Annotated in this window: 12 protein-coding genes; 5 read left to right on the top strand and 7 right to left on the bottom strand. The window is 63.4% G+C overall.

Translation table 11 applies throughout. The annotated features are described in order from the left end of the window. Nucleotides 1–131: 131 nt before the first annotated feature. Entirely contained in the window at nt 132–626 is a 495-nt protein-coding gene (locus NTD82_RS08665) for a SprT family zinc-dependent metalloprotease (protein WP_095155383.1), read from the top strand. 83 nt (nt 627–709) lie between these two features. Here the strand turns inward: NTD82_RS08665 and NTD82_RS08660 are convergent, their stop codons facing one another. The 4 genes from NTD82_RS08660 to NTD82_RS08645 form a co-directional block, all read right to left on the bottom strand. Beyond that, entirely contained in the window at nt 710–2,038 is a 1,329-nt protein-coding gene (locus NTD82_RS08660; protein WP_095155382.1) for a dicarboxylate/amino acid:cation symporter, read from the bottom strand. Nucleotides 2,039–2,368: 330 nt separating this feature from the next. Continuing rightward, complete coding sequence (locus NTD82_RS08655) at nt 2,369–3,715, bottom strand: ATP-binding protein (RefSeq protein ID WP_262128461.1); 1,347 nt, start codon at nt 3,713–3,715, stop codon at nt 2,369–2,371. Beyond that, nucleotides 3,712–4,389 carry a response regulator transcription factor gene (locus NTD82_RS08650; RefSeq protein ID WP_262128460.1) on the bottom strand — a complete coding sequence of 226 codons (678 nt, stop codon included), beginning with the start codon at nt 4,387–4,389 and terminating at the stop codon, nt 3,712–3,714. The genes NTD82_RS08655 and NTD82_RS08650 overlap by 4 nt, the downstream gene beginning before the upstream one ends. An 87-nt stretch (nt 4,390–4,476) precedes the next feature. Then, nucleotides 4,477–5,079, bottom strand: a complete 603-nt coding sequence (locus NTD82_RS08645; RefSeq protein WP_095155379.1) for an outer membrane beta-barrel protein — start codon at nt 5,077–5,079, stop codon at nt 4,477–4,479. A gap of 159 nt (nt 5,080–5,238) precedes the next feature. Here NTD82_RS08645 and NTD82_RS08640 point away from each other — a divergent pair, with 159 nt between their 5' ends. Both NTD82_RS08640 and NTD82_RS08635 read left to right on the top strand, forming a co-directional pair. After that, nucleotides 5,239–6,027: a dienelactone hydrolase family protein gene (locus tag NTD82_RS08640; protein ID WP_262128459.1), complete on the top strand. Its 789-nt coding sequence runs from the start codon at nt 5,239–5,241 to the stop codon at nt 6,025–6,027. Between the two features lie 144 nt (nt 6,028–6,171). Beyond that, a complete protein-coding gene (locus NTD82_RS08635) occupies nt 6,172–6,873 on the top strand; it encodes a 4'-phosphopantetheinyl transferase (protein WP_262128458.1) in 702 nt (233 codons plus the stop codon). Between the two features lies 1 nt (nt 6,874). On the opposite strand, the gene NTD82_RS08630 is transcribed toward NTD82_RS08635, so the two are convergent. From NTD82_RS08630 to NTD82_RS08620, 3 genes are read right to left on the bottom strand one after another with little or no spacing between them, the layout of a single operon-like run. Continuing rightward, nucleotides 6,875–7,447, bottom strand: coding sequence for a (2Fe-2S)-binding protein (locus tag NTD82_RS08630; RefSeq protein WP_315974948.1), 573 nt, complete (start codon nt 7,445–7,447; stop codon nt 6,875–6,877). Continuing rightward, complete coding sequence (locus NTD82_RS08625) at nt 7,399–9,012, bottom strand: ATP-binding protein (RefSeq protein WP_095155375.1); 1,614 nt, start codon at nt 9,010–9,012, stop codon at nt 7,399–7,401. The genes NTD82_RS08630 and NTD82_RS08625 overlap by 49 nt, the downstream gene beginning before the upstream one ends. Further along, nucleotides 9,009–9,734, bottom strand: a complete 726-nt coding sequence (locus tag NTD82_RS08620; protein WP_095155374.1) for a response regulator transcription factor — start codon at nt 9,732–9,734, stop codon at nt 9,009–9,011. The genes NTD82_RS08625 and NTD82_RS08620 overlap by 4 nt, the downstream gene beginning before the upstream one ends. A 772-nt stretch (nt 9,735–10,506) precedes the next feature. On the opposite strand from NTD82_RS08620, the gene NTD82_RS08615 reads away from it, so the two are divergent. Both NTD82_RS08615 and NTD82_RS08610 read left to right on the top strand, forming a co-directional pair. Further along, nucleotides 10,507–13,410: a ribonucleoside-diphosphate reductase subunit alpha gene (locus NTD82_RS08615; protein WP_262128456.1), complete on the top strand. Its 2,904-nt coding sequence runs from the start codon at nt 10,507–10,509 to the stop codon at nt 13,408–13,410. Nucleotides 13,411–13,627: 217 nt separating this feature from the next. After that, the gene (locus NTD82_RS08610; RefSeq protein ID WP_095155372.1) at nt 13,628–14,872 is read left to right on the top strand and encodes a ribonucleotide-diphosphate reductase subunit beta; all 1,245 of its coding nucleotides are present in this window, start codon (nt 13,628–13,630) and stop codon (nt 14,870–14,872) included. The last annotated feature ends 124 nt before the right edge of the window (nt 14,873–14,996 follow it).

Here is a 14,996-nt window from a genome sequence, read left to right as displayed (position 1 = left end):
AAAAATGCCAGCAACTTAGGGGCAACACCGTCAGGCCGCCGCAAGGCGGCCTGACTTCGTCTGCGGACCGGCGGTCTCGGCAGCGCGCTCATGGTTGCGGCATAATCGGCCGCTCAGGAGTACCCGACCACATGCCAGAGCTGCTCAAAACCCGCGTCGAAGACTGCTACAAGCAAGCCGAAGCCTTTTTCAAACGCCCCTTCCACCGCCCCGCCGTCAGCTTCAAGCTGCGCGGACAGAAAGCCGGTGTCGCCCATCTGCACGAGAACCTGCTGCGCTTCAATCTCCAGTTGTACAGGGAGAACAGCGAGGATTTCCTGCGCCAGACCGTCGCCCACGAGGTCGCCCACCTGGTGGCGCACCAGTTGTTCGGCGACCGTATCCAGCCGCATGGCGAGGAATGGCAACTGATCATGCGCGGGGTCTATGAACTGCCGCCCAATCGCTGCCACAACTACGACGTCAAGCGCCGCACCGTGACTCGGTATATCTACCGTTGCCCTTGCGCCGGGAGTGATTTCCCGTTTTCAGCGCAGCGACACGGGCTGGTCAGGCAGGGACGGCGGTATCTGTGTCGGCGCTGCCGACAGACCTTGGTGTTTAGCGGAGAAACGCGGGTGGAGTAAGCCTCACCCGCGTCGCCCGACCTCGACACACCGGCCACAAAAAAGCCCATCCGAAGATGGGCTTTTTGCAGTGCGCGATTCGCTTAGCGAACAGCCGGGCCTTCAGCCACGCCCAGGTCATCGACCGGACGGGTTTCAGTCAGCGGCGAGCCACCGGAATCCAGCTCTTTGTGCAGCTTGTCTTCGTCCAGCTCCTTGACCCACTTGGCCACGACCACGGTGGCAACGGCGTTGCCGATCAGGTTGGTCAGGGCACGGGCTTCGGACATGAAGCGGTCGATACCGAGGATCAGCGCCAGGCCGGCAACCGGCAGGTGACCGACAGCCGACAGGGTCGCCGCCAGGACGATGAAGCCACTACCGGTGACGCCGGCAGCACCTTTGGACGCAACCAGCAGCACCAGCAGCAGGGTGATCTGGTGGGTAATGTCCATGGTGGTGTCGGTGGCCTGGGCGATGAACACCGCGGCCATGGTCAGGTAGATCGAGGTGCCGTCGAGGTTGAACGAGTAGCCAGTCGGGATCACCAGGCCAACCACGGATTTCTTCGCGCCCAGGCGCTCCATCTTGGTCAGCATGCGTGGCAGCGCGGACTCCGAGGAGGAGGTGCCGAGCACGATCATCAGCTCTTCACGGATGTAGCGGATCAGTTTCAGGACGCTGAAGCCGTGGGCGCGAGCGATACCGCCAAGGATCACCAGGATGAACAGCAGGCAGGTGATGTAGAAGCAGGCCATCAGGTAGCCCAGTTGCACCAGGGAACCCACGCCGTACTGGCCGATGGTGAAGGCCATGGCACCGAAGGCGCCGACCGGTGCCAGCTTCATGATCATGTTGATGATGTTGAACATGACATGGGCGAAGCGGTCGATCATGTCCAGCAGCGGACGACCGTAGGCACCCAGGCGATGCAGGGCGAAACCGAAGATCACCGAGAACATCAGCACTTGCAGGATGTCGCCGTTGGCGAAGGCGCCGACCACGGTGTTAGGAATGATGTTGAGCAGGAAGCCGATGGTGGTCTGCTGCGCGCCGGCGGCGGCGTAGGCTGCCACGCTGCTGGCGTTGAGGGTCGACACGTCGATGTGCATGCCGGCGCCAGGCTGGACCACGTTGACCACGACCAGGCCGATGATCAGGGCGATGGTGGAGACGATTTCGAAGTACAGGAGCGCGTAGCCGCCAGTCTTGCCCACCGATTTCATGCTCTGCATGCCGGCGATGCCGCTGACCACGGTGCAGAAGATGATGGGCGCGATGACCATCTTGATCAGTTTGACGAAGCCGTCACCCAGCGGCTTGAGGGCCACACCGGTTTCAGGATAGTAGTGGCCCAGCAGGATACCGATGGTGATCGCTACCAACACCTGGATATACAGCGATTTGTAAAGTGGCTGACGGGTTGTCGTCATGGCTATTTCCTCAAGGGTGCCGGCCCGTCCTTCCCAGGACGCGAGGCACCTGACTCGCGAACCCTCCTGCACTGGAGGGATTTGTTGTGTCGAGCTGCGTGGCAGAACTCTGCGAGGTTCATAGCAAGCGTGATGCCAATTTGCGCTGTTGCGGTGCAACCCCGTGTTTCCGGGGGCTTCGCTGCACGTTCTGGTGGCATTCGCACCCGGCGCACTTGGCGGATTTCCGCCCGTGGCGGGTTTTATCCCGTTCAGCTTGGCGGTAATCCGCCTACAACGAGTGAGGAAATGGCTCGCGGGCGGAAACTCGCCAGCGCGAGACGTTGAGCGTCAGTCCACCAGAAAACCAATGCGGAACGCCGCGCCGCCCAGAGGCGAGTCGGTGAGCGTCAGACGGGCGTCATAGCTGTCGATGATGTCCTTGACCACCGCAAGGCCGATGCCCTGCCCCGGGTTCTGCCGGTCCAGCCGCTCGCCGCGCTGCAGAATCCGCTCGCGTTGGTCGGCCGGCACCCCGGGGCCATCGTCTTCGACACACAGTTCCAGTTCGGCGCCGTCCTGAACCAGGCTGACCCTCACCCGTTCCAGGCACAGGCGCCAGGCGTTTTCCAGCAGATTGCCGAGCAGCTCCAGCAAGGCGCCCTGCTCCATCGGCACCCGCGCATCATCGGCCATGGCGAAATCGACCTGCACCGCCTTGTCGCGATAGACCTTGGCCAGGGTGCCGCACAGGCTTTCCACCAATGGCCGCAATTGCACCTGATGGCGGACCAGGCCGCTCTTGCGCAGGCTGGCGCGCTGCAACTGGTAGTCGATCTGCTGGCTCATGCGCTCGATCTGACTTTGCAGCACCCGCGCCTGTTCTCGCTCTTCGGGGCGCTGGGCCATGCTTTCGCTGACGCCCTGCAGCACCGCCAGTGGCGTTTTCAGGCTGTGGGCCAGGTCGCCAAGGGAATCGCGGTAGCGCCCGCGCTGCTCGCGTTCGCTGTGCAGCAGGCGGTTCAGCGAGCGAGTCAGGCGCAGCAGTTCGCGGGGGTGTTCGCCGCTCAGGCCTTCACGGGCGCCGGATTCCACTTCATCCAGTTCCACGCTCATCTGCCGCAACGAGCGCAGGCCCCAGGTCAGCCCGGCCCAGAGCAGCAACAACAACACCAGCAGCGCGGCGCCGAAGCCCAGGTAGAGTTTTTCCCGCAGGCCGCTGATGGTCTGCTGGTACTCGCGCACCGGTTGCAGGGCCACGATGCTGAAGGCGGCGTTCTTGCCGCCGAGCAGCTTGACCTCGACGTCGTAAACGAAGAATTCCTCGCCGTCGTCCTGGCGGATGCGCGCGAACTCGTTGCCGCGACCGTCGTAGCGTGGCTGATAGTTGATGTTTTCGTTGGCGGTGGCCCGCGAGCGCCAGACCAGATTGCCCTGGCGGTCGTAGATGTAGCCCAGCAGGCGGCTGTCGGGCAGGTTGAAGCGCTCGTCCGGCAGCAGCACCGGCATCATCAATTCGTTGTTTTCGATCCGCGCGGCGGAAATCAGCGTGGTCACGTCCGATGCCAGGCGCTGCTCGATGGACTCCTGCAGGGCCAGGCTGAAGGCCTTCTGCAACGCCGGCAGCAGCGCCAGCATGAACAGCAGCGCCAGCACGGCGGCCGCCAGCATCAGGCGCACGCGCAGCGAACGGATCATCGGCAGCGCTCGGTGAACAGGTAGCCGAGGCCACGCACGGTGTCGATCGGTTTGAAGCCCTGGCTGCCTTCCAGCTTGCGCCGCAGACGGCCGACCAGCACTTCGATGACGTTGGGGTCACGCTCCCCGTCATCCGGATAGAGTTGCTCCATCAGGCGTTCCTTGGCGACCACTTGCTGGTGATGGCGCATCAGGTATTCGAGGATGCGGTATTCGTAGGCGGTCAGCGCCAGCGGCTGCTCGTCCAGCAGTGCCTGTTTGCGGTTCAGGTCCAGGCGCAGTGGTCCGGCGGTGATGGTGGCCTGGGTGAAACCGCTGGAGCGGCGCAGCAAGGCGTTCAGGCGCGCCTCCAGTTCCTCGAACTGGAACGGCTTGACCACATAATCGTCGGCGCCGGCGGCCAGACCCTCGACCTTGTCCTGCCAGTTGCCACGGGCGGTGAGAATCAGGATCGGGAAGGTCTTGCCCTGGCCCCGCAGGCGGCCGATCAGGTCCAGCCCACTCATGCCGGGCAGACCGAGGTCGATCACCGCGAGGTCGTGGTTGAACTGCTCGGCCTGGTAGAGCGCCTCCTCGCCATCGCCCACCGCTTCGACCACGTGCCCGCTTTCGCTCAAGCGGCTGTAGAGGTGGTGGCGCAACAGCGCTTCATCCTCGACCACCAACAGTTTCATCACCTTCTCCCTTTGTAGTGCGCGGCGCGCAGAATAACAGCGAACCGGCCCTGTCCAGGGGCCGGTTCATCAAGCCTGGGCACGCAGTCAGAACCGGTAGTTGGCCGACAGGTAGGTCTGCGCGCTGCTGTCCAGGCGCAACGCCCCCAGTTTGTTGCCGCCGCTTTCGGCCAGCTCGGTGGTCGCGTTGCTGCGCAGGTAACGGTAGCCCAGCTCTACGGAGGTGTTGTCGCTGACTTGCTGCAACACGCCCGCTTGCAGGCCGACCGCGTAACCGATGTCGCTGTCGCGGCTGGCACCCGGAGAGTCCTGTGTGAGCTTGGTCAGGCCAGCAGTTGCGCCACCAAACAGCTTGGTGCTGCCGCCCACCGGATAGAACAGATCGTAACTGCCGAGCAGATTTTCCTGACGCAGTTTGAGGCCGTTATGGGTGCCCGAGACATTGTCGTAGGTGGCGTAGTAGCGGCCTTGCTCATTGATCTTGCCGAGGCGAATGCCCCAGGTGTCGTCCTTGCCGATGATCCCGTCGCTGTTGAGGTGGCCGACGTTCTCGGTGAGCAGCCCGGATTTCTTGACCTTGTCGCTGGTCTGACCGTAGGTGACGCTGGCGAAGGTGTCGTCGGCGGCCTGGACGGCCATGCTTGTGCCAAGGAACGTCAGGGCGGCCAGCAGGGTGTTGAGGTTTTTCATGGGGATGTTCTCCACAGTGCTGCGGGTTTTGGAAATTGAGGTCTAGAGTAAGGACCTGGCCCTGAACCGCCGCTGAACCCGGCCTGAACGCTGGCTGAACGTCTTTGATGTTCGAGCCCATCTTTTGAAACCCATGCATTGAATCCAGGAGTACCGATCATGCGATTACTGTTTGCGGCCGTGCTGCTCGGCGCTGCCGGCCTGGCCCAGGCCGCCGTGCAAACCCGCGAGATTCCCTATCAGGATGCCGACGGCAAGCGCCTGGTCGGCTACTACGCCTACGACGATGCCGTGAAAGGCCCAGTGCCGGGCGTGGTCGTAGTGCATGAATGGTGGGGCCTGAACGACTACGCCAAGCGCCGCGCTCGCGACCTCGCGGCGCTGGGCTACAGCGCCCTGGCCATCGACATGTACGGCGACGGCAAGAACACCGAGCACCCGGCCGACGCCATGGCGTTCATGCAGGCCGCCCTGAAAGACCCGGCCACCTCGGCCAAGCGCTTCGATGCCGGGGTCAAGCTGCTGAAAATCCAGCCGCAGACCGACCCGGAACGCATCGCCGCCATTGGCTACTGCTTCGGCGGCAAGGTGGTGCTCGACGCCGCCCGCCGCGGCGAGTCGCTGGCCGGTGTGGCCAGCTTCCACGGCGCACTGGTGACCGACACGCCGGCCACGCCCGGCAGCGTGAAGACCAAGATTCTGGTGGAACACGGCGGCGCTGACAGCATGGTCACCCCGCAGCAGGTGCAGGCGTTCAAGGACGAGATGAATGCGGCGAATGCCTCGTTCGAATTCGTCACCCTCGAGGGCGCCAAGCACGGCTTCACCAACCCGGACGCCAACCGCCTCAGCCATGGCGAGCATGGTGGGCCTGACATCGGCTACAACAAGGCGGCGGACGAGAGTTCCTGGGCGGACCTGCAGGCGTTCTTCAAAAAGATCTTCTGATGCTTCACCGCTTCGCGACGGTTCGGCGCCCCGACAAGCTCGCTCCTACAGAATCGCTGTCCCCGTAGGAGCGAGCTTGCTCGCGATTCAGCCCAACGCCCTCCCCTCTGGCCCCCCGCCAGCGCCCACGGCACAATAGCCGCCATGAACCGACTCCCCTCCTGCTGCTCTCCGCTCCAGTACCACTGGCCCTTGCCCCGCCCGGTCCCCGGCGTGCAGTTGGTCAGTTGCGCCTTCGACCCGGCGCGCCTCGCCAGCGACGATTTCCAGCGCGCCGCCATCGAGCAGACGCCGGCCCTGCAACGTTCAGTCGCCAAGCGCCAGGCCGAATACCTCGCCGGCCGGGTTTGCGCCCGCGCCGCGCTGCAACGCCTCGATGGCCGCGACTACGTGCCCGCCACCGGCGATGACCGCGCACCGATCTGGCCAGCCGGCATCAGCGGCTCGATCACCCACGGCAAGGGCTGGGCCGCCGCAGTGGTGGCACGCAGCAGTGATTGCGCGGGGCTGGGGCTGGATCAGGAAAGCCTGCTGGATGACGAACGCGCCGAGCGCCTGGCCAAGGAAATCCTCACCGAGGCCGAGCTGCTCCGCCTGGACCCGGCGCGGGTCGGGCTTACCGTCACCTTGACCTTCTCGCTCAAGGAAAGCCTGTTCAAGGCGCTCTATCCGCTGGTGCTCAAGCGCTTCTATTTCGAACACGCCGAAGTGCTGGAGTGGAACGACGCCGGCCACGCGCGCCTGCGCCTGCTCACCGACCTGTCGCCGGAGTGGCACCACGGTCGCGAGCTGGAAGGACAGTTTTGCGTGATGGGCGACCAGTTGTTGAGTCTGGTCGCGGTCTGATTCAGGAAATCAGCGGGCAATGCTCGCAGTGCCCTACCCACTCCACCTTGTAGCTCAGGCAGCAGGTGCGCCGTCGGCGACGGCCCTGCTCGTCGTAGGAAACAGCGGCGAACAACGGGCTGTCCGGCGCCTCCAGCCACACCTTGGCCCCCTCACCGGCCTGCTGTTCCAGGCACTCCCCGGCATTGCCCCAGAGCACCGCGCTCGCCACGCCGCCAAGCCGCGCCAGACGCTCGATCAGTGGCGGCAGATGGCCGTCGATGGCTTGCGCCAGTCGGTCCTGTCCATCATCGGAGCGAAAGCCGACGGGCAAGCCGCGCTCGTCCAGTGCTATCCGCAACCCGCCGGAAAGCCGTGGCGCTCGTCCGGCCAGCGCTTCGCGCCAGAGCACCATGAAGTAGTACTTGGACCACTGCGACACCAGCACCGGTAACTGCGCCGGCATCAACTCCGGGCCATAAAGCGCCAGCAGCAGTGCATGAAAACGCTGCGGTTCCAGCAGTTCATCCAGCGCAACCGCCTCACTCATTGCGCACCCGGCGTCTGCTCGCGTGGCCAGCTCAGGCTGAAACAGGCGCCACCCAGGTGCACGCTCTTGCCGATCAGCGCGCGACCGTTATGCCAGTGGATGATGCGCCGGACGATGGACAACCCCAGCCCATGACCACCGGAAGACCGGGTGCGGCTGTCATCAAGGCGGGTAAAGGGGGTGAAAATCCGGTCCCAGGCGGTTTCCGGGACGCCGGGACCGTCGTCCTCGACATCGATGCGGCACCGTTGCAGCCCCAACTGATAACTGAGGCTGACCTCGGATTCGGCATGGCGCATGGCATTACTCACCAGATTCTGCAGGGCGCGGTGCAGGTAGCGTGGCTCGGCCTCGACCCACGCCCCCTGGGCATCCTCGCCGCCCTGGCACGTCCCGCGCACCACCCGCACCTCGCGGCGCAGCGGCGCCAGTTCGGCGATTACCTGATCGAGCAAAGCATCCAGGTCAACCCGCTGGAAATGCAGGGCCGGCGCGCCCTGTTCGAGGCGGGCATACATCAGCATCTCGTCGACCAGCTTGTCGAGGTCCTGAATGTCGTTGTCCATGCCCGCCAGGTACTTCTCGCGGGCCTGGTCGTTGCTGGCGCTGGCGATCATTTCGAGGCCGAAGCGCAGCCGCGCAACGGGCGTGCGCAACTCATGGGACACCGCCCGCACCAGCTCGCGCTGGATGGTCAATGAACGCTGCAAGTGCTCGGCCATACCATTGAAGGCTTCGGCCAGCCGCCCCACCGAATCGGCGCCCTGCACCACCACCCGGGTTTCCAGGCTGCCCTGGGTGATCTGCGTCGCGGCCGTTTCGACCTTGGACAGGCGCCGCTCCAGTTGCCGCACCAGCAGGTAGACCACCAGCCCGATCAGGCTCAGGCCAAGGGCCGCGATGAGCACCAGCAGTTGCGTCGGGTACGGATTCATCTGGTACAGCGGGCCGATTTCCAGCACCCAGGGCGTTCCGGCGATACCGGCGAACACGCGGATCGAGTTGCCTTCCTTGCCCAAGGCCATCACCGTGTCGCCTTCTTCGACCCGGCGGCGCTGGTCTTCGTCCATGTCCGCATCGGTCTGCGCCAGCAAGCGCAGGTCGAAGCCAAAACCCTTGCTCTGCTTGAGTTCCGCCAGGCGCCGGGCCTGTTCCGCCACCGGATAGCGAATCAACTCGTCCACCAACAGGTAGATGGTGGCGCGGGCCAGTTGCTCGCTGATCTGCTGCACATCGCCGGTCAGCAGCAGGTCCTGCCCCTTGAGCTGGCTGATGACCCGCGCCGCATGGGGACCGGTGTGCTCCACCAGCACCTGGCCGCGTTGCAGGCGGGTGCGCTGGCTGCCGTCGATTCCGACCTCGTTGCTGTTCTGCAACGCCAGGGGAATACCCAACAGGCGCTCCCACAGGGCCACGGCGCGCGTGCGCTCGACGCTGTTCATGCGTGTCAGGTTGTCAGCCATCAGGGTGAAGGTGCCGTGGGCCAGGCGCTCGCGGTACTGGTCGGAGCGCACTTCGTTGAGCAGGTGCAGGCTGAGGACGCCAAGCACCGCCACCAGCACCAGGACGCCAAGCATGCCGCCGTAGATCCGCAGGAAGATCGAGTTCATTCGGACAGGCCCATGGCCTCGGCGGCCTCGCGGACGAACAGGTAGCCCTTGCCGCGGATGGTCTTGATCATCCGCGGGTGGATCGGGTCGTCGCCGATGCGCGGGCGGATGCGCGAGATGCGTACGTCGATGGAACGATCCTGGCCGTCGTAGCCGACGCCGCGCAGGGAGGTGAAGATTTCTTCCCGCGAGAGAATCCGCCCGGCGTTGCTCACCAGCAGCCAGAGCAGGTCGAATTCGGCGCTGGTCAGTTCGATGCCGGCCTCGCCGAGCCAGGCCTCGCGCAGGGTGCTGTCGACCCGCAGCGGGCCGAATTGCAGCGCTCGCCGCTCAGTGGTGGTAACGGGGCTTTCGCTGCGCCGCAACAGGGCGTTGATCCGCGCCAGCAGCAGGCGCGGACGCACCGGCTTGCACACATAGTCGTCGGCGCCCAGGTCCAGGCCCTGGACCTGATCGAGGTCGTCGCTGCGCGCGGTGAGCATCAGGATCGGCCCGGCATAGCGCTGGCGCACCTTGCGGCAGATGCTCAGGCCGTCTTCGCCGGGCAGCATCAGGTCGAGGATCACCAGGTCCGGCTGCTCGTTGATGATCCGCGCCGCGGCCTTGGCGCCGTCGCCCTCGACCTCGACGCTGAAGCCATTGGCCTGGAGGTATTCGCGGGTCAGTTCGGCGAGACGCTGGTCATCCTCGACGATCAACACCTGACTGCTCTGCTGCTCCACGGGGCCACCTCTGCTTGTTGTTATGGGATCGACGCCGCCGCCATCACCAAAGGGCAACATCGGCCCCGGATACTACGATGCGCACCGGCCACTGCCAACCGCGCGCACGGGCGAGGCAAATAGCCTGCCAACGACCTCGGTCAGCGCTGTTTTTTGTGATAGGGTTCGCGCCCCCAAAAATCCCTTCGTCGCCTTTTCTTACATTAAAAAAGGATGACAGGCGGTCTCATCGCGGCAGGACGGGGCCTACAGCGTTTTGTTCAGTTTCACTCACAATCTACCCACAAGTTATCCACAGGCCGTCGCCTTGCAATACCCCCGAGACCGCATTATCTTGTATCTCAGTCGCAGCAAAACACTACATCTTGGGTTTTCACGAAATTCCCAAGCACAAGACAAGCATCGAACTCAAGCCCTTCAGCGGCTGTTTTTTTTGCTTGAACTTAACGTGATTTCAGCAGCCAAACCGCTCCTGCGGAGGCGACCGTTGCAAGCCCTGTGAGGGCCTTGTTCCGGGTATGGGTTGTGCAGGCCAGTGCCGCACCCCCAACAGCAACAGATTTTGGGTTGTCGACCCAAGACTTTTGACTTCGGCCAGGGAGCGGCATGCGAATGCCCCTTTTTCCTGATCCGTCCCGAAGTCGGGTATGTGCCCAGAGCGGCGCGCGAGAGCCTTTGAGCCACGCGCGTGCCAGGTGCCTGTCGGGCTTTTGGATGGAACGGTTGGCGCCCACCGGGCGCCTAAACAAACTTAAAGAACGTGGAGACACCCATGCAAACCGACACAACTCGCGAGAACCCGCAGGCCAAGGCGCCGCAGGCCGCAGATTCGAATCAGGATCTGGCAGCGACCGCCCCTGGCCAACTGCGCGTGATCAAGCGTAACGGCACTGTCGTTCCTTACACCGACGACAAGATCACCGTAGCCATCACCAAAGCGTTCCTTGCAGTTGAAGGCGGCACCGCCGCCGCGTCGTCGCGTATCCACGACACCGTCGCGCGCCTGACCGAACAGGTCACCGCGACCTTCAAGCGCCGCATGCCTTCCGGCGGCACCATCCATATCGAAGAGATCCAGGATCAGGTCGAACTGGCCCTGATGCGCGCCGGCGAACAGAAAGTCGCCCGCGACTACGTGATCTACCGCGACCAGCGTGCCCGTGAGCGCGCCACCCGCAGCAACACCGACGCCGTCGTGCAGCCGCACCCGAGCATCCGCATCACCCTGGCCGACGGCAGCATGGCGCCGCTGGACATGAACCGCCTGAACACCATCATCACCGAGGCCTGCGAAGGCCTGGCTGAAGTCGATGGCGAACTGATCCAGCGCGAAACCCTGAAGAACCTGTACGACGGCGTGGCCATCAAGGACGTCAACACCGCCCTGGTGATGACCGCCCGTACCCTGGTCGAGCGTGAGCCGAACTACTCCTTCGTCACCGCCCGCCTGCTGATGGACACCCTGCGTGCCGAAGGCCTGGGCTTCCTCGAAGTCGCCGACGCCGCCACCCACCACGAAATGGCCGACCTGTACGCCAAGGCACTGCCGGCCTACATCGCCAAGGGTGTCGAGTTCGAACTGCTCGACCCGGCCCTCGCGACCTTCGACCTCGACCGCATGGGTCAGGCGATCAATCACGAGCGTGACCAGCAATTCACCTACCTCGGCCTGCAGACCCTGTACGACCGCTACTTCATCCACAAGGATGGCGTGCGCTTCGAACTGCCGCAGGTGTTCTTCATGCGCGTCGCCATGGGCCTGGCCCTGGGCGAGAAAGACCGTGAAGCCCGCGCGATCGAGTTCTACAACCTGCTGTCGTCCTTCGACTACATGGCGTCGACCCCGACCCTGTTCAACGCCGGTACCCTGCGTCCGCAACTGTCGAGCTGCTACCTGACCACCGTGCCGGACGACCTGTCGGGCATCTACCACGCGATCCACGACAACGCCATGCTGTCTAAATTCGCCGGTGGCCTGGGCAACGACTGGACCCCGGTGCGCGCGCTGGGCTCCTACATCAAGGGCACCAACGGCAAATCCCAGGGCGTCGTGCCATTCCTGAAAGTGGTCAACGACACCGCCGTCGCGGTCAACCAGGGCGGCAAGCGCAAAGGCGCTGTCTGTGCCTACCTGGAAACCTGGCACCTGGACATCGAAGAATTCATCGAGCTGCGCAAGAACACCGGTGATGACCGTCGTCGTACCCACGACATGAACACCGCCAACTGGATCCCTGACCTGTTCATGAAGCGCGTCTTCGATGACGGCAAGTGGACCCTGTTCTCGCCATCGGAAGTGCCGGACCTGCACGACCTGACCGGCAAGGCCTTCGAAGAGCGCTACGAGTACTACGAAGCCCTGACCGAGTACAACAAGATCAAGGTGTTCAAGACCATCCAGGCCAAAGACCTGTGGCGCAAGATGCTCTCGATGCTGTTCGAGACCGGCCACCCATGGCTGACCTTCAAGGATCCGTGCAACCTGCGCAGCCCGCAGCAGCACGTGGGCGTGGTCCACAGCTCGAACCTGTGCACCGAGATCACCCTGAACACCAACAAGGACGAGATCGCCGTCTGCAACCTGGGCTCGATCAACCTGCCGAACCACATCATCGACGGCAAACTCGACCACACCAAACTGCAACGCACCGTGAACACTGCCGTGCGCATGCTGGATAACGTGATCGACATCAACTACTACTCCGTGCCGCAGGCTCGCAACTCGAACCTCAAGCACCGTCCGGTCGGCCTCGGCATCATGGGCTTCCAGGACGCGCTGTACCTGCAGCACATCGCCTACGGTTCCGACGCTGCCGTCGAGTTCGCCGACCGTTCGATGGAAGCGGTCAGCTACTTCGCCATCCAGGCCTCCTGTGACCTGGCCGACGAGCGCGGTGCCTACGAGACCTTCCAGGGTTCGCTGTGGTCCAAAGGCGTGCTGCCGCTGGACTCGCAACAGATCCTGATCGAGGCCCGTGGCGCCAAGTACATCGACGTCAACCTCGAAGAGCACCTGGACTGGGCACCGGTTCGCGAGCGCGTACAAAAAGGTATTCGTAACTCGAACATCATGGCCATCGCGCCAACCGCGACCATCGCCAACATCACCGGCGTGTCGCAGTCCATCGAGCCGACCTACCAGAACCTGTACGTGAAATCGAACCTGTCGGGCGAATTCACCGTGATCAACCCGTACCTGGTTCGCGACCTCAAGGCCCGCGGCCTGTGGGACTCGGTCATGATCAACGACCTGAAGTACTACGACGGATCCGTGCAGCAGATCGAGCGTATCCCGCAAGAGCTGAAAGACCTGTACGCCACCGCGTTCGAAGTCGAAACCAAGTGGATCGTCGATGCCGCCAGCCGTCGCCAGAAGTGGATCGACCAGGCTCAGTCGCTGAACCTGTACATCGCCGGCGCCTCGGGCAAGAAGCTGGACGTGACCTACCGCATGGCCTGGTTCCGTGGTCTGAAAACCACCTACTACCTCCGTGCCCTGGCCGCGACCAGCACCGAGAAGTCGACCATCACCACCGGCAAGCTCAACGCCGTGTCCAGCGGTGGCGACAACAGCGCCCCGGTCCAGGCCCAGGCCGCTCCGGCCGCAGCCCCTGCTCCAGCGCCAGTGCCTAAAGCCTGCGCGATCGACGAGCCGGACTGCGAAGCCTGCCAATAAGGTGATCGTGAGGCTTCCTTCGGGAAGCCTCACTGCTGCCAGGATGAACGGCGTACTCGTGATCGAGGCCGACGCCGTCCCTGAGCCAGAAACAAAAAGACCGAAGCCCCAAGGCTCCGGCTCTCAGATTTTGCGTGCACTGCAGTACCCGAACGCAAGCACCGCAACCAAGATCCACTGGCCATACTGAACATGGCCCTCAAGCAGGAGACCCACCATGCTGAGCTGGGACGAATTCGACAAAGAAGACGGCGAAGCCACCGCCAAAAGCGGTAATGCCCAAGCCGCTGCCACCGGTATCGACAAACTCGACAGCGCCGGCGGTGCCGCCGCCCTCGAAGCTCGCGCTGTAACCAGCACCGACTCTGACGCGGTAATCCGCGCCAAAGCCGCCCTGGACGACCTCGACATCGCCGAAGGCCTGGCCGAGCTGGAAGGCTCCGCTGCCCGCGTCGCCGTTGACGAAAAGCGCATGATCAACTGCCGCGCCGACCTCAACCAACTGGTCCCGTTCAAATACGACTGGGCCTGGCAGAAGTACCTGGACGGCTGCGCCAACCACTGGATGCCGCAAGAGGTCAACATGACCGCGGACATCGCCCTGTGGAAGAGCCCGGAGGGCCTGACCGATGACGAGCGCCGCATCGTCATGCGCAACCTCGGCTTCTTCTCCACTGCCGACTCCCTGGTTGCCAACAACCTCGCGCTGGCCGTGTATCGCCTGATCACCAACCCCGAGTGCCGCCAGTACATCCTGCGCCAGGCCTTCGAGGAAGCGATCCACACCCACGCCTACCAGTACTGCATCGAATCGCTGGGTATGGATGAAGGCGAGATCTTCAACATGTACCACGAGATCCCGTCGGTCGCGAAAAAGGCCGCCTGGGGCCTGCGCTACACCCGTGCGATCTCCGATCCGGAATTCGATACCGGCACCGTCGAGACCGACAAGGAACTGCTGCGCAACCTGATCGCCTACTACTGCGTTCTGGAAGGCATCTTCTTCTACTGCGGCTTCACCCAGATCCTTTCCATGGGTCGCCGCAACAAGATGACCGGCGTGGCCGAGCAGTTCCAGTACATCCTGCGTGACGAGTCCATGCACCTGAACTTCGGTATCGACGTGATCAACCAGATCAAGATCGAAAACCCGCACCTGTGGGATGCCGAAATGAAGGAAGAAGCCTCGCAGATGATCCTGCAGGGCACCCAGCTCGAAATCGAATACGCTCGCGACACCATGCCGCGCGGCGTACTGGGCATGAACGCCGCGATGATGGAGGACTACCTCAAATTCATCGCCAACCGTCGCCTGTCGCAGATCGGCCTGAAGGAAGAGTACCCAGGTACCACTAACCCGTTCCCATGGATGAGCGAGATCATGGACTTGAAGAAGGAGAAGAACTTCTTTGAGACTCGCGTGATTGAGTACCAAACAGGTGGGGCGTTGAGCTGGGACTGATCGGCTCTCGCGAAGCTCTATCAAAAAGGCTGCCCTCGGGCAGCCTTTTTACTTTGTGTTTCAGAGTGGCAGAGCAGGTCCGGCGTCCCGGTGAACCCGCTCTCATAGAACAAACATGGCTAAT

Source organism: Pseudomonas sp. 5P_5.1_Bac1 (assembly GCF_025466015.1).
GTDB lineage: Bacteria > Pseudomonadota > Gammaproteobacteria > Pseudomonadales > Pseudomonadaceae > Aquipseudomonas.
The sequence above is the reverse complement of the archived record's forward strand: the minus strand, read 5'-3'. Positions and strand labels throughout refer to the sequence as shown.